This is a genomic window from Pseudomonas sp. URMO17WK12:I11, from assembly GCF_007677725.1.
In the GTDB taxonomy this organism is placed as follows: Bacteria; Pseudomonadota; Gammaproteobacteria; order Pseudomonadales; family Pseudomonadaceae; genus Aquipseudomonas.
In genome coordinates this window covers 492055-508450 of record NZ_VEDF01000003.1, presented here as the reverse complement: position 1 = coordinate 508450, position 16396 = coordinate 492055, and the positions used below count along the sequence as shown (strand labels likewise).

Below are 16396 nucleotides of genomic sequence, written 5' to 3'. Positions count from 1 at the left end.
GAATAATGACCAGGGCAGTAAAGAGGTTTAGCAGAGCGCCAGGCGCGCCGTGAGCCGCTTTCTGTAGGAAATGTATGACTTCCGACGGGATGCAGTAGTCACTCGACGTTGAGCTGGCTCTTGAGCAGGTCACGGAAGGTCTGGATCAATGGCTCCCGGCTGCGACCACGGCGGATGATCAACGAGAACGGCGCCTGGTAGCCGAAGGTGGCCGGCGACAACACCCGCAGGTCGCCTTTGTCGGCCCAAGCCTGGGCGTAGTGCTCGGGCAGATAGCCGATGTAGGCACCGGAGAGAATCAGTATCAACTGCGCCTCCATGCTCTCGACCGTCGCCGCGCTGTGCTTGAAGCCATGGCGCGCCAACTCGGCCTGGCTCCAGTAACCGCGCCCGACCATGCGTTGCTGGGTCACCACTTGCTCGGGTATGCGCCGCTCACCGAACAGCGGGTGGCGGCTGCTGCAGTACAGCCAATGCTGCTCACGGTACAGCGGTTGATAGACCAGGCCGCTGACCCGCGAGGGGAATGCGCCAATCGCCAGGTCCAGGCGGTTGTCCTGCACGCCCAGCTGCAGCTCGTAAGGGCTGGACACCGACAGGTGCAGGTGCACCGCCGGGTGTTCCTGGCTGTAGGCGCCTATCGCCTCGGCCAGGGGCAATGCCCGGTCACCCACGGTGGAATCGATCACCCCAAGGTTCAAGGTGCCGCGCAGTTCGCCCTTGAGCGCCGCGGCGTATTGCTCGAAACCGTCGAGTTCGGCGAGCAGGCGCAAGGTCTCCTGATGGAACAGCTCGCCCTTGCTGGTCAGGCTGAAGCCGCCGCGGCCGCGATGACACAGCACGATGCCCAGGGCGCCTTCGAGCTGGCTCATGTAGGTACTGATCGCCGACGTCGACAGGTTGAGCTCGCGCTGGGCATTGGCGAAGCCCTGGTGGCGTACCACGCTGACGAAGATGCGCAGCAGTTTCAGGTCGGGCAGGGTCGAGGCCATGGTGCAACGGTTCCGCGTGATCTTGCGCGCAGTCTACCCGCTTCGGCGGCGCTTAGTTCATAAAATCCTGAAGTAAGTATTTGCCGGTAGCGATTCCTCCGGCGCACTACCTTGCGCAGACTTGGCCGCAATGTCCCTGCCCGTCGGCCCCATGCCCTTTACGCAGCGCGCCGCGGCTCAGGTTCGAACAACCATAACAATCGACCGACTGATGAGGCCCACCGTGGACAAGATTCTCCACCAACCACTGGGCGGCAACGAAATGCCGCGCTTCGGCGGCATCGCCACCATGCTTCGCCTGCCCCACCTGCAAAGCGCCGAGGGCCTGGATGCCGCGTTCATCGGCGTACCGCTGGACATCGGCACCTCGCTGCGCTCCGGCACCCGCTTCGGCCCCCGGCAGATTCGCGCTGAATCGGTGATGATCCGCCCCTACAACATGGCCACCGGCGCCGCGCCCTTCGACTCACTGTCGGTAGCCGACATCGGCGACGTGGCCATCAACACCTTCAACCTGCTCGACGCAGTGCGCATCATCGAAGCGGCATATGACGAAATCGTCGAGCACAACGTCATACCCATGACCCTCGGTGGCGACCACACCATCACCCTGCCGATCCTGCGCGCCTTGCACAAGAAGCACGGCAAGATCGGCCTGGTGCACATCGATGCCCACGCCGACGTCAACGATCACATGTTCGGCGAGAAGATCGCCCATGGCACCACCTTCCGCCGTGCGGTCGAAGAGGGCCTGCTCGATTGCGACCGCGTGGTGCAGATCGGCCTGCGCGCCCAGGGCTACACCGCCGACGACTTCAACTGGAGCCGCCGCCAGGGCTTTCGCGTGGTCCAGGCCGAGGAATGCTGGCACAAGTCGCTGGAGCCGCTGATGGCCGAGGTGCGGGAAAAAGTCGGCGGTGGCCCAGTGTACCTGTCGTTCGACATCGACGGCATCGACCCGGCCTGGGCACCCGGCACCGGCACGCCGGAAATCGGTGGCTTGACCACGATCCAGGCGATGGAGATCATTCGCGGCTGCCACGGCCTGGACCTGATTGGCTGTGACCTGGTCGAAGTCTCCCCGCCCTACGACACCACCGGCAACACCTCGCTGCTGGGCGCCAACCTGCTGTTCGAAATGCTCTGTGTACTACCCGGCGTGGTGCGCCGCTGAGCCGTCGCTGAACCCTGGCAGGAGCCATGAGGGAGGGCCATAGAGGCCCGCCAACACAAGACAAGACCGCCGGGCGCGGCGAACACGTCTGCGCGGTCGATCTCGCCATAATAACGATAATCGGGAGACCCCCAATGGCCTTGGACATCATTGTTGTCATGCTCTATACCGCCGGCATGCTCGGCCTCGGCTGGTATGGCATGCGCCGCGCGAAAACCCACGAAGACTACCTGGTGGCCGGGCGCAACCTGGGCCCGACCCTGTACATGGGCACCATGGCCACCACCGTGCTCGGTGGCGCTTCCACCGTTGGCACCGTCCGCCTGGGCTATGTGCATGGGATTTCTGGTTTCTGGCTGTGCGCAGCCCTGGGCCTGGGCATCATCGCCCTGAATCTGTTTCTGGCCAAGCCGCTGTTGCGGCTGAAGATCTTCACCGTGACCCAGGTCCTGGAGCGTCGCTACAACCCAATGGCGCGCCAGGCCAGCGCCGCGATCATGTTGGCCTACGCGCTGATGATCGGGGTGACCTCGACGCTGGCGATGGCAACCGTGCTGCAAGTGCTGCTCGACCTGCCGTTCTGGATGTCGTTGCTGCTTGGTGGTGGCGTGGTGGTGGTCTACTCGACCATCGGCGGCATGTGGTCGCTGACCCTGACCGACATTGTGCAGTTCGTGATCAAGACCGTGGGCCTGATGTTCATCCTGCTGCCGGTGTGCCTGTACAACGCCGGTGGCTGGGACACACTGGTAGCCAAGCTGCCAGCGGCGAGCTTCAGCTGGACCACCATTGGCTGGGACACCATCGTCACCTACTTCCTGATCTACTTCTTCGGCATTCTCATCGGTCAGGACATCTGGCAGCGGGTGTTCACCGCCCGCGACGAGAAGGTCTGCCAGCGCGCCGGCACCACCGCCGGGATCTACTGCGTGCTGTATGGCCTGGCCTGCGCCCTGATCGGCATGTCGGCGCACGTGCTGATGCCGGATCTGGCCAATCCCAACAATGCGTTCGCCGAGATGATCAAGGGTCAGCTGCCTGAAGGAATCCGCGGCTTGCTGATGGCAGCAGCGCTGGCGGCGATGATGTCCACCGCCAGCGCCGGACTGCTCGCGGCGTCGACCACCTTGACCGAAGACCTGTTGCCGAAACTGCGCGGTGGCAAGCAGTCGAGCCTGGGTATCAGCCGTCTGTTCACCTTGTTGACGGGCCTGGTGGTGTTGGCCATCGCGCTGGCTGTAAACGATGTGATCAGCGCGCTGACCTTGGCCTACAACCTGCTGGTGGGCGGCATGCTGATCCCGCTGATCGGGGCGATCTTCTGGAAGCGTGCGACCACAGCGGGCGCCATCGCCAGCATGTCGCTGGGCTTCGCCACCGCGCTGTGGTTCATGGTGGCCGATGGCCTGGATGCCAACACCCCGATCTACTACAGCTTGGCGATCAGCCTGGTCAGCTTCGTGGCGGTGAGCATGGTTTCGCGCAAACCGGTGGGTCAAGTCAAGCTTGCCTGAGGTTTAGGAGGTCAGCGGCCGGCGCTGTGCTCGGCCGCGATCACGCTCATCCGCGCTTGAAGCAAATGGCCGCTGCATCTATGCCGGTGCCGCGGCCTTCGGCATTCAGCGGCGGCGCGCCTGGCGCCTGCGCTGCTCTTCGTCAGTCGGAATCGGCACCGGCTGTAAAGGTGGAGGAATCAAACCCAAGGCGACGCCCAGGTCGTGAAGCCAGTTGAACAGGTTGGTTTTCATAATGCCCCCTTGACGGGTAAGCCTCACGGCAATTCGATCCTGCGATGCTTCATACAGATCATAGTTCGATGTCCTGTATTGCGCATGCTCTTGAAACTACAGATATGTGCAAGTTTGACCTGTATCAAGGGCAAACGGCGCATTCCGACGATTGGTTAATCATTTCGCTATGTTGCAGTTCAGCCGATCCATTTGCGCAGCTGCTGTTTGACCCAGGGCTCGGCGCTCACCAGCACGACGCCGAGCAGCACCATCAGCGCACCGAGCACAAAGTTTGCGCTCAGCGGCTCATCCAGTACCAGCACACCGAACGTCACGCCGAACAAAGGCGTGATGAAGGAAAACACGGCGAGGTTCGACGCCAGGTATTTGCGCAGCAACCAGAACCAGGTGAGGTAACTGAAAAACGACACCACGATCCCTTGAAACAGCACGCTGCCCAGTGCCAGCGGGGTGAACGTGACGTCACCCACCTGCCCACTGAGCAAGGCGATCAACAGCAGACCGGCAAACCCTACTGCCAATTGGTAGAACAGGGTCAGCGTTGCGGATGCCTCCGACAAGCGCGAACCACGAACGACCACCGTGGTGGCACCCCACGCAAGGCCTGCCAGCACGCCCAAGGCATCGCCGAGCAGCATCCGTCCATCCATTTGCGCGAATGAGGAGCCGCCAGCAAACGCCAGGGCAATTCCACTGAAAGCCAGCAGGATGCCCAGCCACTGCAGCAACCGCAATCGCTCGCTGGGCAGCATGAAATGCAAACCGAGCGCGGTAAATATGGGTGCGGTGTAGAGAAAGACCGACATGTGCGCGGCCGAGGTCAGTTTCAGCCCTTCGGCGATGAACATGAACTCCAGGCCGAACAACGCGCCAGCCAACAGGCCGGCGCGCCAGGTGCTGCCCAGTTGAGCCCAGCCCCGCTGCCAGCAGACCATCAGCCCAACCAGCACCGCGGCAAGGCCGTTGCGCAGCGCTGCCTGCATGACGGGAGCGATATCAACCGCCGCCGTCTTGATCAATACCTGCTGGCAGCCCCAGATCAGGCACAGGCCCAGCATCACCTGAAAAGCGAACGCGTCGGGGTTCTTGCGCAGCGCGCTCATGGGCGGACCTCTGGGGCTGATACGGGCATCGGTGGCGACTCGGCTATCCTTGAGAGCAGCCGATTATCGGGTCACCGTTGCCCTTCTGACCAGCCTTTACTGAACAGCGCCCCCGGCAATCTGCGTGGTCGAGGCCACCTCGTCGAAAGTGTCTGGGTCGAGCGCATCAGCTTGCTCGTCCAGCACCTGGCGTGGATGCTCGAACCCGGGAATGCTGCTGTCGATCAAGCTCAGCAGGCGCGAGCCATGCTCAGTCAGCACGAAGTTCTCTCCGTTTCCGCCCTCTTCTTCAGATCGGCTTTTGATGTAGCCGCGCTCGAGCAGCAACTTTTCGTAGTCGCAGGCACGGGCCTTGAGATGGTCCAGATCCGGCACCGGCTGGCCATCCGCGGCCTGCGCTGCGGCATGCTGCTCGGCATAGGGGCGTGGCGTGAAGCTGTGACCGGCGCTGTTCTGCACTTCGTGCAGCAGGCGTTCGATCAGGTCCCAGTCGTAAGTGCTACTCATGGCGATAGCCTCTTGCTGTGGTCTTGAGGGGCAATACACAGCTTGGGACCTGCGATGACCGGGAGTGTTCCACGCCCGCTCAGCGCGAGGGGTGCTTGCTACGATGGCCACCGGTCGCAGCCACTGAACCAAGCCTCGGATGCATCCCTCCATTGGTACGACAACTGCCGGAGGTATAAAGGATGAAACCGCTGCTGCCTATCATGGGCGCCATCGCCCTGTTCAGCGCCCTGCCCACCTGGGCGTGCACACCAGAGCAAGCTACGCAGAAACGCGAGGAGCTGGCCGGCTTGGTCACCCAACTGACCGAGCAGAACCCGCAAAAAGCCAAGGACATCAATGCCGAGCTCCAAGGCATGGAACTCGGGACGGCGAGCAAGGATCTGCCCGACAAGTGCCAGCTGATCGACAAGCGCATCGCCGAGCTGAAGCAGGCAGAGAAGAAGGCAGACTAAGCCAACAGGCGCCTTCGCACGTCATGCCCGATTGCGAAGGCGCCTTTGATATGTCGCGACTTATTCAGCAGCTGGCTTGCGCTTTTTCAGCGGCGCCAGGCCATCGGCGCTGGCCAGTGGCGCGTTGGGGCGTGGCTTGGCGGTTGGCTTGCGCTTGGCCGCAGCTTTTTTCTCGCCAGTCTTCTTGTCGACTTTCTTCTTCTTGGCCCCGGCCGCTTTGCCCGAGGCCTTGACCTTCTTCGGTCCGTTGTAGGTGCCCTTCACTTCCTTGATCACCCGGCGCTCGAACTGTTGCTTGAGGTAACGTTCGATGCTGGACATCAGGTTCCAGTCGTTATGGGTGATCAACGAGATCGCCAGGCCTTCACCGCCAGCCCGCCCGGTACGCCCTACCCGGTGCACGTACTCGTCGCCGCTGCGCGGCATGTCGAAGTTGATCACCAGATCGAGGCCGTCGATGTCCAGGCCACGGGCTGCCACATCGGTGGCCACCAGTACCTTGGAGCTGCCTTGCTTGAAGCGCTCGATGGCCAGCTTGCGGTCCTTTTGATCTTTCTCGCCATGCAGGACGAAGGCCTTCACGTCCTTGGCCACCAGGTGCCCGTAGATGCGGTCGGCCAGGGCACGGGTGTTGGTGAAGATGATCGCCTTGTCGAAGGTCTCGTTGGCCAGCAGCCACTGCACGATCTGCTCTTTGTGCTGATCATGATCGGCAGTGATGATCTGCTGCCGGGTGCCCTCGGCCAATTGCGAGACGCTGTTGAGCATCAGGTGCTCAGGGTCTTTCAAGACCTTGCCGATGATGTCGCGCAACGCCGCACCGCCGGTGGTGGCGGAGAACAACAGGGTCTGCTCGCGGTTCTCGCACTCCTTGCACAGGCGCTCCATGTCTTCGGCGAAGCCCATGTCGAGCATGCGGTCGGCTTCGTCGAGGATCATCACCTGCACGTGCGACAGGTCGAGGTTGCCGGCGTTGAGGTGCTCGAGCAGGCGGCCTGGCGTGCCGATCAGCACGTCCGGCACCTTGCGCAGCATCGCAGCCTGTTCCTTGAAGTCTTCACCGCCGGTGACCAGGCCTGCCTTGATGTAGGTGAACTGCGCGAACAATTGCACCTGCTTGAGAGTCTGCTGCGCCAGCTCGCGGGTCGGCAGCAGGATCAACGAGCGGATCTCGACCCGCCCACCCTTGAGGTCGACCAGGCGGTTGAGCAGTGGCAGGACGAACGCTGCGGTCTTGCCGCTGCCGGTCTGCGCCGTCACTCGCAGGTCGCGCCCTTGCAGGGCCAAGGGGATGGCCGCGGCCTGCACCGGCGTCGGCTCGACGAATTTAAGCTCGGCCACGGCTTTAAGCAGGCGTTCATGCAGGGCGAATTGGGAGAACACGGAGGTAACCTCAGGCAAGTGCGGGACATTCAGTTGCATAGGGTAACGTTTTCTGCCGCCGGAGCCGAATTTCTTTTGGCAACTTTCTCGCCATCCGCGCTCTAATAGCGCCTCGTTTCACTGCAATAGACCGGTTTACAAGCTATGGACATTCAACGCATCTGGCGTGACAGCCTCGACCTGTGGGGCACCCTCGATCAACATCCGCTGCTGCATGCCGCCATTGGCCTGGCGGTTTTGCTGGTGATTTCACTGGTGCTCGGCCGCCTGGCGCGGTTTCTGGTCCTGCACGGCGCCCGCCTGCTGGCGCGGCAAGGGGCACTGAAGTGGCTGGACGACCTGCGCCACAACAAAGTCTTTCACCGCCTGGCGCAGACCATTCCGTCGCTGGTGATCCAGTTCGGGCTGAAACTGGTGCCGGAGCTGTCCGATACCGCCCAGCATTTCCTCGGCAACCTGGCATTGGCCTTCACCCTGCTGTTCATGACCATGGCCTTGTCGTGCCTGCTCGATGCCCTGCTGGACATCTATGCGCGTACCGAACATGCACGCACCCGCTCGATCAAGGGTTATGTGCAACTGGCCAAGATGATGCTGTGGATCTTCGCCTCGATCGTCATCGTCGCGACCCTGATCGACCGCTCGCCGCTGTTGCTGCTGTCGGGCCTGGGCGCCATGTCGGCGGTGCTGCTGTTGGTCTACAAGGACACCCTGCTGTCGTTCGTCGCCAGCGTACAGCTGACCAGTAACGACATGCTGCACGTCGGCGACTGGATCGAAATGCCGCAGGTGGGCGCCGATGGCGACGTGGTCGATATCACCCTGCACACGGTCAAGGTACAGAACTTCGACAAGACCATCGTCTCGATCCCCACCTGGCGCCTGATGAGCGAGTCGTTTCGCAACTACCGCGGCATGCAGCAGTCGGGCGGGCGGCGCATCAAGCGCAGCCTGTTCATCGACGCCGCAGGGGTACGTTTTCTGACTCGCGAAGAAGAACAACGCCTGAGCCAGGTGAGCCTGCTCGGCGACTACCTGGCCGGCAAGCGCCAGGAATTGCTGGCCTGGAACGAGGCACTGGGGCCGGTGGCGGAGCTTTCGGCCAACCGACGCAAGCTGACCAATATCGGTACCTTCCGCGCGTTTGCCTTGGCGTACTTGCGTAACCACCCCAACGTGCACCCGAACATGACCTGCATGGTCCGGCAGATGCAGACCACGGCCGAAGGCGTACCGCTGGAGGTGTACTGCTTCACTACCACGACGGTGTGGGCGGAGTACGAGCGGATCCAGGGGGATATCTTCGATTACCTGCTGGCGGTGCTGCCAGAGTTCGGCTTGAGCCTGTACCAGCAGCCGAGTGGCAATGACATGCGAGTCGGGCTGACGGGGCGCTTTTTAGCGACTGAGCCGCGGCGCCTGGAAGAGCTCAGCGAGGTTTGAAGTCGCCGGGACCGCCTGGCGGTCCCAGGTCAACCTGCATACCCCAGCAGGTACAGCAGCCCGGTCAGGGTCCCCAGCGATGCCACGGTCGACAGCAGGATGGTCCGCGAGATCAACCCTGCCTCGCGGTTGTAGTACTCCGCCAACATGAACGGCCCGGTCCCCGTCGGCAGCGCTGCCAGCAGTACTGCCGAGGCCGCCCACATCGGCGGCAGGCTGAACACCTTGAATGCCAGTACCCAGGTCAGCGCCGGCTGGCCGATCAATTTCAGGCCCACCAAGGGCCAGGGACTTGCCTGCGAACCGGGCCGTTTCTCCGCCAAAAAGGCGCCGAGCGAAATCAACGCGCACGGCGTGGTAGCAAGCGCCAGCATGTCGAGAAAATGCAGCACCGGCTCTGCCAGGCCCAGGCCGCCCATGGCCCAGCCCGCCCCTGCCAACGGCGCGATGACCAGCGGATTCTTGGCCAGCGCCTTGCCCACCTGCCAGACCGCACGGCCGATGTGCCGCTCCTGCTGCAGGCCGATTTCGATCAAGGTCAGGGAGATCGCGAACACCAGGCAGACGACGATCAACGATGAGATCAGCGCAGGTTGCAGCCCTGGCTGGCCGAACAGCAGCAGGCACAGGGGTATGCCGATATAGCCGGTGTTGGCGTAGCCCGCGCTGAGCCCATCGATGCTGGCGGCCACCAGGCCATGGCCGGAGCAGAGACGCCAGGCCAAGGTGACGACGAACATCGCCAGCGCCCCTGCGCCAAACGCGACGATGAAGCCTGGGTGCCAGATTTCGCTCCAGGTCGCCGTCGCGGTGACCTTGAACAGCAGCGCCGGCAGGCACAGCCAGACCACCATCTTGTTGATTTCGGCAGCGGCCCTGTCCCCGAGCTTATCGGTCTTGCGGCAGGCAAAACCGACCAGTATCAGGGCGAAGATCGGGGCAACGATCACCAGCACGGTGTGCATGTCAGGCCTTGCCGAGCGCGGCCGTCTGGCTGCGGTTGCCCAGGCGGCTCAGCCACACCGAGGCCAGGATGATCGCGCCGCCCAGCAGCAGGCGGCCCAGCGGCTCGTCGCGGTTCCAGATCAGCAGGTTGAGCAGCAAGCCTACCGGCACGTGCAGGTTGTTCATCACCGCCAATGTAGCGCCCGAAACCAGGCAGGCGCCTTTGTTCCACCAGTACAGCCCCAACGCGGTCGGGCACAGGCCAAGGAACAGCAGCACCCACCACTGCTGCGCGCTGCTCGGCAGGTGCTGGGCATTGCCGAACAGCAGGAAGGCCGGCAGCACGATCAGCAATGCGCCCAGGTAGAAGTAGCCGAAGCGCTTGTAGTGCGGCAGGTCACTGGGGTTGCGCGCCACTAGATGGCGGTACAGCACCTGGCCGGCAGCGTAGGTGAAGTTGGCCAATTGCAGCAGCAGGAAGCCGACGAAGAAGTCGCCGCTGATGCTGTCGAAGCGGATCACCCCGGCGCCTGCCACCGCCACCAGGGCTGCGACCAGCGCCCAGGGGTTGAAGCGCCGGTTCAAGGCATCTTCGATCAAGGTTACGTGCAGCGGCGTGAGGATGGTGAACAGCAGCACTTCCGGCACGCTGAGTACACGAAAGCTCAGGTACAGGCAGACGTAAGTGATGCCGTATTGCAAAGCACCGATCAGCAGCATCGAGCGCAGGAAGCCCGGCTCGACCTGCCGCCAGCGCGTCAGCGGCAGGAATACCAGCCCGGCCAGCAGCACGCGGGCGAGCACAGCGAAATAGCTGTCGACGTGCCCAGCCAGGTACTCGCCGATCAGGCTGAAGGAGAACGCCTGGATCAGCGCGACGATTATCAGGTAGCCCATGGTTGTCTCTCGTGAATCAAGGGCGCGACCTTAGCGGGTTGCGGCCTGAGTGTTCAACCATGAGGAATGTGCGGGCTCGGTATGGGTTTTCCATAGCGAAGGTTCATTCAGGTGTTTGGCTGGCGCATTGAGGTGATGCGCAGATCGAGCGCCGCCTGCGCGGCGCATCGTGAGCTGCGCTCACTCCTACGGGGATTCTAGGCCCGATGCGCCAAAGCGTCGCGCACAAAGATCCCAGAAATTATTGGCCCGAAACAACCGTAGGAGTGAGCGCAGCTCACGATGCGCCGCGCGGGCGGCGCTCGATCCCACAGGCGCAGAAAATGCCGTGGCGAGCGAAAAACTGGCCATCAGGCCGGGCGGACATACCCAAGGCGCAGAACAGGGGTCAGAGATGGGAATTCGTTGCGAAGGTTCATTCAGGTGTTTGGCTGGCGTAATGAAGGGATGCGCAGATCGAGCGCCGCCTGCGCGGCGCATCGTGAGCTGCGCTCACTCCTACGGGGATTTTAGGCGCGATGCGCCAAAGCGTCGCGCACAAAGATCCCAGAAATAATTGGCCCGAAACAACCGTAGGAGTGAGCGCAGCTCACGATGCGCCGCGCGGGCGGCGCTCGATCCCACAGGCGCAGAAAATGCCAAGGCGAGCGAAAAACTGGCCATCACGCCGGGCGGACATACCCAAGGCGCAGAACAGGGGTCAGAGATGGGAATTCGTTGCCAAGGTTCATTCAGGTGTTTGGCTGGCGTAATGAAGGGATACGCAGATCGAGCGCCGCCTGCGCGGCGCATCGTGAGCTGCGCTCACTCCTACGGGGATTCTAGGCCCGATGCACCAAGGCGTCGCGCGCAAAGATCCCAGAAATGATTGGCCCGAAACAACCGTAGGAGTGAGCGCAGCTCACGATGCGCCGCGCGGGCGGCGCTCGATCCCACAGGCGCAAAAAATGCCGTGGCGAGCGAAAAACCCGGCCATCAGGCCGGGCAGACACACCCAAGGAGCAGACCAGGTATCAGGGATAGGATTCGTTGCGCCTCAAGCCACCGCTGCCAACTTGGCCTCGGCCTGGATGGAGTAAACATCCTGGATCAAGGCGAGATTAACCCTTGACCTATCGATAAAAAAGCGTAGAAAGTGGGATAAATCTATCGATTAATCTGTTTATTGCGCCTTGCAATCCAGCGCGATCCGCAGCTTGATGATCTGCCGATTGAACTTGGCCGTCACATCGACGCTTTTACCAGCCGGCACATTGATTCGGCGTACCCGTGGCGCCTCAGGGCCATTGCGGAAGGTCACCCTGCAGGCTGCCGGCACCTGGCCGTAGTTGTTGAGGGTGATGGCACCGATGTCGTAGGCGGTGTCATAGGCGGTGTAGTCGAGCTTGACCCCGTCGAGGTCCTTCTGCACATCGATGGGATAAGCCATGGCCCCAAGGGGCAGGCACAACAGCAATGCCGCACAACATTTCTTCATGGGGCGCTCTCCTTGAAAGAGCGCAGCTTAGGACAACAGGAGCCCAACATGAAAGCGCCGCGCGTAACCCTGGATCAGTGGCGGACCCTGCAGGCAGTGGTCGATCACGGCGGGTTTGCCCAGGCAGCCGAAGCCTTGCACCGATCGCAGTCTTCGGTCAGCTACACCGTGGCGCGGATGCAGGAACAACTGGGCGTACCATTGCTGCGCATCGATGGACGCAAGGCGGTACTGACCGAGGCCGGCAATGTGCTGCTGCGCCGCTCTCGTCACCTGGTCAAGCAGGCCAGCCAGCTCGAAGACCTGGCCCACCACATGGAGCAGGGCTGGGAAGCCGAAGTCCGCTTGGTGGTCGATGCCGCCTACCCCAGCGCACGCCTGGTGCGCGCCCTGGCCGCCTTCATGCCGCAGAGCCGCGGGTGCCGGGTGCGTTTGCGCGAAGAGGTGTTGTCCGGTGTCGAGGAAGTGATGCATGAAGGCATCGCCGATCTTGCCATCAGCAGCTACAGCATTGGCGGTTACCTGGGCACGGAATTGAGCTCGGTGGAATTCATTGCCGTCGCCCATCCCGAGCACTCACTGCACCGCCTGGGTCGGGAGATCACTTTCCAGGACCTGGAAAGCCAGTTGCAGGTGGTGATTCGCGATTCAGGCCGGGCGCAGCCTCGCGATGTCGGCTGGCTCGGCGCCGAGCAGCGCTGGACGGTCGGTAGCCTGGGCACTGCCGCCACCTTCGTGGGCAGCGGCCTGGGCTTTGCCTGGCTGCCCCGGCACATGATCGAACGCGAACTGCGTGACGGCGTGCTCAAGGCGCTGCCGCTGGATCAGGGTGGCAGTCGCCATCCCCTGTTCTACCTTTACTCAAGCAAAGAGAAGACCCTGGGCCCAGCCACGCAGATTCTCATCGACCTGCTGCGCAATTTCGACACCGCGCCATTGGACGTGCCCTTCGCAGCCCCCCCACAAGCCTGAAAGGACCGCGTGCATGGCCAGTTTCGACCATCGAGGATGCTCGCTGCACTACCAACAGTATGGTCAAGGCGAGCCGCTGGTGCTGCTCCATGGCCTGGGCTCGAGTAGCCAGGACTGGGAGCTGCAAGTGCCGGAGCTGAGCCTTCACTACCGGGTCATAGTCATGGACATCCGTGGCCATGGCCGCTCGGCGAAACCCCGCGGCGGGTACAGCATCGCCACGTTCAGCGAAGACCTGCTGGCCCTGCTTGAGCATCTGCAGACCGGCCCTGTGCACTTCGTCGGTTTATCCATGGGCGGCATGGTCGGTTTTCAGTTCGCCGTCGACCATCGGCAATGGCTGCGCAGCCTGTGCATCGTCAACAGCGCCCCGCAGGTCAAGCGGCGGACTCTGCGCGACTGGTCATGGTGGTTCAAGCGCTGGAGCCTGGCGCGCCTGCTCAGCGTCGAGACCGTCGGCAGGGGCCTGGCTGCACGGTTGTTTCCCAAGCCTGGGCAAACCGAACTTCGGCAGAAGATGGCCGAACGCTGGGCGCGCAACGACAAGCGCGCCTACCTCAAGAGCTTCGACGCCATCGTCGACTGGGGCGTACAGGAACGCATCAACGACATTCGCTGTCCCACGCTGGTAATCGCCGCTGACCAGGATTACACCCCGATACAACTCAAAGAGCACTATGTCGCCCTGATGCCCAACGCCAGGCTGGTGGTCATCGCCGATTCGCGTCACGCTACGCCCCTGGACCAACCCGAGGTCTTCAATCAGACCCTGCTGCAGTTCCTGGCAGCCGCTTCCACCTCTCAAGGATCATTGAGCCCATGCTGAAAAAACTTCTGCTCACCGCCTGCTCGGTTGCCTTCGCCGCCAGCGTCATGGCCTCTGACAAGACCCCGCACGTTCTGCTGGACACCAGCTTCGGCCCAGTCGAAATCGAACTCAATGCCGAAAAGGCGCCGGTCAGCACCAAGAACTTCCTGGCCTACGTCGACAGCGGCTTCTACAACAACACCATCTTCCATCGGGTGATCCCGGGCTTCATGGTGCAGGGCGGCGGCTTCACCGAGCAGATGGTGCAGAAAGACACCAAGGACCCAATCCGCAACGAAGCCAGCAACGGCCTGCAGAATACCCGTGGCACCCTGGCCATGGCGCGCACCTCCAACCCGAACTCGGCCACCAGCCAGTTCTTCATCAATGTGGCTGACAACGACTTCCTCAACCCAGGCCGTGACGCCGGCTACGCCGTGTTCGGCAAGGTCACCAAGGGCATGGAGGTGGTCGATCAGATCGTCAATTCGCCGACCACCGTCAAAAAAGGCATGCGCGACGTGCCCACGGACCCGGTATTCATCAAGTCGGCCAAACGCATCGACTGATGGCAGGTCTCACAGGGACGTGAAGCCTTCCGGGTTCGGGTAGCACAGGAGTCTTGTCACCCATGCTGTATCGCCGTTTCGAGCAACTGATCGATATCTTTCGCGACGCGCCCAGCGAGTCGCCTCCGGGCCAGGTCTGGCCGTTCTACCTGTATTACCTGCGCCAAGTCTGGCCGAGCTTCGTCGCGCTGCTGGTGGTGGGGCTGTTTGCCTCGTTGATCGAAGTGGCGATGTTCAGCTACCTGAGCCGCATCATCGACCTGGCCCAGGGTGCGCCGAACCCCAACTTCTTCAGCGACCACGGCGGCGAACTGATCTGGATGCTGGTGGTGGTCCTGCTGCTGCGCCCGGTGTTCTTCGGCCTGCACGACTTGCTGGTGCACCAGACCATCAACCCGGGCATGACCAGCCTGATTCGCTGGCAAAACCATACCTACGTACTCAAGCAGAGCCTGAATTTCTTCCAGAGCGATTTCGCCGGGCGCATCGCCCAGCGCATCATGCAAACCGGCAACTCGCTGCGCGATTCGGCCGTGCAGGCAGTCGATGCGCTGTGGCATGTGTTGATCTACGCGGTCACCTCGCTGGTGCTGTTCGCCGAGGCCGACTGGCGGCTGATGTTGCCGCTGCTGGTATGGATCCTCGGCTACATCGCCGCGCTCTATTATTTCGTGCCAAGGGTCAAGCAACGCTCGGTGATTTCTTCCGATGCGCGCTCCAAGCTGATGGGGCGCATCGTCGACGGCTACACCAACATTGCCACGCTCAAGCTGTTCGCCCATACCGAGCACGAACAGCAATACGCCCGTGAGGCGATCCGTGAGCAGACCGAGAAAACCCAACTGGCGTCCCGTGTGGTCACCAGCATGGACGTGGTCATCACCACCCTCAACGGCCTGCTGGTGGTCACCACCACCGGCCTTGCGCTGTGGCTGTGGAGCCAGTCGCTGATCAGCGTGGGCGCGATTGCCCTGGCCACGGGCCTGGTGATCCGCATCGTCAACATGTCCGGGTGGATCATGTGGGTGGTCAACGGCATTTTCGAAAACATCGGCATGGTCCAGGATGGCCTGCAGACCATCGCCCAACCGGTCACGGTCACCGACAAGCCGAACGCGCCAGCGCTCAAGGTCAGCCGCGGCGCCGTACATTTCGCTGACGTGGACTTCCATTACGGCAAGGCCAGCAACGTCATCGAAGGGCTCGAGCTGGACATCCGCCCCGGCGAGAAGATCGGTCTGATCGGGCCCTCGGGTGCCGGCAAGTCGACCTTGGTCAACCTGCTGCTGCGCCTGTACGACGTGCAGGGCGGGCGCATTCTGATCGACGGCCAGGACATCGCCGAGGTCAGCCAGGCCAGCCTGCGCGCGCAGATCGGCATGATCACCCAGGACACCTCGCTGCTGCACCGCTCGATCCGCGACAACCTGCTGTATGGCCGCCCCGACGCCACTGAAGCGCAACTGCACGAAGCCGTGCGCCGGGCGCGGGCCGATGAGTTCATCCCGCAGTTGTCCGACGCCCAAGGGCGTACCGGTTTCGACGCCCATGTCGGCGAGCGCGGGGTCAAGCTGTCGGGTGGGCAGCGCCAGCGCATCGCGATCGCCCGGGTACTGCTCAAGAACGCGCCGATCCTGATCATGGACGAGGCGACCTCGGCACTGGATTCGGAAGTGGAAGCGGCGATTCAGGAGAGCCTGGAGACCCTGATGCAGGGCAAGACCGTGATCGCCATCGCCCACCGCCTGTCCACCATCGCGCGCATGGATCGCCTGGTGGTGCTGGACCAGGGGCGCATCGTCGAAAGTGGTAGCCACAGCCAATTGCTCGAGCAGCAGGGGCTGTATGCTCGCTTATGGCATCACCAGACCGGTGGGTTCGTCGGCGTCGATTGAGACCTGTTCGGGCCTCTTTGCCCAG

Annotated in this window: 16 protein-coding genes; 8 read left to right on the top strand and 8 right to left on the bottom strand. The window is 62.6% G+C overall.

Annotated elements, in window-relative coordinates; genetic code table 11:
• Positions 1-98: 98 nt before the first annotated feature.
• Positions 99-992: a LysR family transcriptional regulator gene (locus tag FS665_RS08780; RefSeq protein ID WP_145186366.1), complete on the bottom strand. Its 894-nt coding sequence runs from the start codon at positions 990-992 to the stop codon at positions 99-101.
• Positions 993-1215: 223 nt separating this feature from the next.
• On the opposite strand from FS665_RS08780, the gene speB reads away from it, so the two are divergent.
• The gene (gene speB, locus FS665_RS08775) at positions 1216-2166 is read left to right on the top strand and encodes an agmatinase (protein WP_145186363.1); all 951 of its coding nucleotides are present in this window, start codon (positions 1216-1218) and stop codon (positions 2164-2166) included.
• A gap of 134 nt (positions 2167-2300) precedes the next feature.
• Positions 2301-3680 (top strand): sodium:solute symporter, encoded by a 1380-nt coding sequence (locus FS665_RS08770; protein WP_145186361.1) that lies wholly within the window; start codon positions 2301-2303, stop codon positions 3678-3680.
• Positions 3681-3785: 105 nt separating this feature from the next.
• Here the strand turns inward: FS665_RS08770 and FS665_RS23665 are convergent, their stop codons facing one another.
• The 3 genes from FS665_RS23665 to FS665_RS08760 form a co-directional block, all read right to left on the bottom strand.
• Complete coding sequence (locus FS665_RS23665) at positions 3786-3914, bottom strand: PA1414 family protein (RefSeq protein WP_256675068.1); 129 nt, start codon at positions 3912-3914, stop codon at positions 3786-3788.
• Between the two features lie 179 nt (positions 3915-4093).
• Positions 4094-5020: a DMT family transporter gene (locus tag FS665_RS08765; protein WP_145186357.1), complete on the bottom strand. Its 927-nt coding sequence runs from the start codon at positions 5018-5020 to the stop codon at positions 4094-4096.
• Between the two features lie 96 nt (positions 5021-5116).
• The gene (locus FS665_RS08760) at positions 5117-5527 is read right to left on the bottom strand and encodes a transcriptional regulator (protein ID WP_145186354.1); all 411 of its coding nucleotides are present in this window, start codon (positions 5525-5527) and stop codon (positions 5117-5119) included.
• A 182-nt stretch (positions 5528-5709) separates the two neighbouring features.
• Between FS665_RS08760 and FS665_RS08755 the strand changes: the two genes are divergently transcribed.
• Positions 5710-5982, top strand: coding sequence for a hypothetical protein (locus tag FS665_RS08755; RefSeq protein ID WP_145186351.1), 273 nt, complete (start codon positions 5710-5712; stop codon positions 5980-5982).
• Between the two features lie 60 nt (positions 5983-6042).
• On the opposite strand, the gene FS665_RS08750 is transcribed toward FS665_RS08755, so the two are convergent.
• Positions 6043-7404 (bottom strand): DEAD/DEAH box helicase, encoded by a 1362-nt coding sequence (locus FS665_RS08750; RefSeq protein ID WP_145186348.1) that lies wholly within the window; start codon positions 7402-7404, stop codon positions 6043-6045.
• A 105-nt stretch (positions 7405-7509) separates the two neighbouring features.
• Here FS665_RS08750 and FS665_RS08745 point away from each other — a divergent pair, with 105 nt between their 5' ends.
• The gene (locus FS665_RS08745) at positions 7510-8808 is read left to right on the top strand and encodes a mechanosensitive ion channel family protein (protein ID WP_145186345.1); all 1299 of its coding nucleotides are present in this window, start codon (positions 7510-7512) and stop codon (positions 8806-8808) included.
• Positions 8809-8837: 29 nt separating this feature from the next.
• On the opposite strand, the gene FS665_RS08740 is transcribed toward FS665_RS08745, so the two are convergent.
• The 3 genes from FS665_RS08740 to FS665_RS08730 form a co-directional block, all read right to left on the bottom strand.
• Positions 8838-9773 carry an AEC family transporter gene (locus FS665_RS08740; protein WP_145186342.1) on the bottom strand — a complete coding sequence of 312 codons (936 nt, stop codon included), beginning with the start codon at positions 9771-9773 and terminating at the stop codon, positions 8838-8840.
• Position 9774: 1 nt separating this feature from the next.
• Positions 9775-10650: a carboxylate/amino acid/amine transporter gene (locus FS665_RS08735; protein ID WP_145186339.1), complete on the bottom strand. Its 876-nt coding sequence runs from the start codon at positions 10648-10650 to the stop codon at positions 9775-9777.
• Between the two features lie 1162 nt (positions 10651-11812).
• A complete protein-coding gene (locus tag FS665_RS08730) occupies positions 11813-12127 on the bottom strand; it encodes a 3-phosphoglycerate kinase (RefSeq protein ID WP_145186336.1) in 315 nt (104 codons plus the stop codon).
• Between the two features lie 48 nt (positions 12128-12175).
• On the opposite strand from FS665_RS08730, the gene FS665_RS08725 reads away from it, so the two are divergent.
• From FS665_RS08725 to FS665_RS08710, 4 genes are all read left to right on the top strand, one after another.
• Positions 12176-13099, top strand: a complete 924-nt coding sequence (locus FS665_RS08725; RefSeq protein WP_145186333.1) for a LysR family transcriptional regulator — start codon at positions 12176-12178, stop codon at positions 13097-13099.
• A gap of 13 nt (positions 13100-13112) precedes the next feature.
• Positions 13113-13925, top strand: a complete 813-nt coding sequence (locus FS665_RS08720; protein WP_145186330.1) for an alpha/beta fold hydrolase — start codon at positions 13113-13115, stop codon at positions 13923-13925.
• Entirely contained in the window at positions 13919-14476 is a 558-nt protein-coding gene (locus FS665_RS08715) for a peptidylprolyl isomerase (RefSeq protein WP_145186327.1), read from the top strand. The genes FS665_RS08720 and FS665_RS08715 overlap by 7 nt, the downstream gene beginning before the upstream one ends.
• Positions 14477-14538: 62 nt before the next feature.
• Positions 14539-16371, top strand: a complete 1833-nt coding sequence (locus tag FS665_RS08710; protein WP_145186324.1) for an ABC transporter ATP-binding protein — start codon at positions 14539-14541, stop codon at positions 16369-16371.
• The last annotated feature ends 25 nt before the right edge of the window (positions 16372-16396 follow it).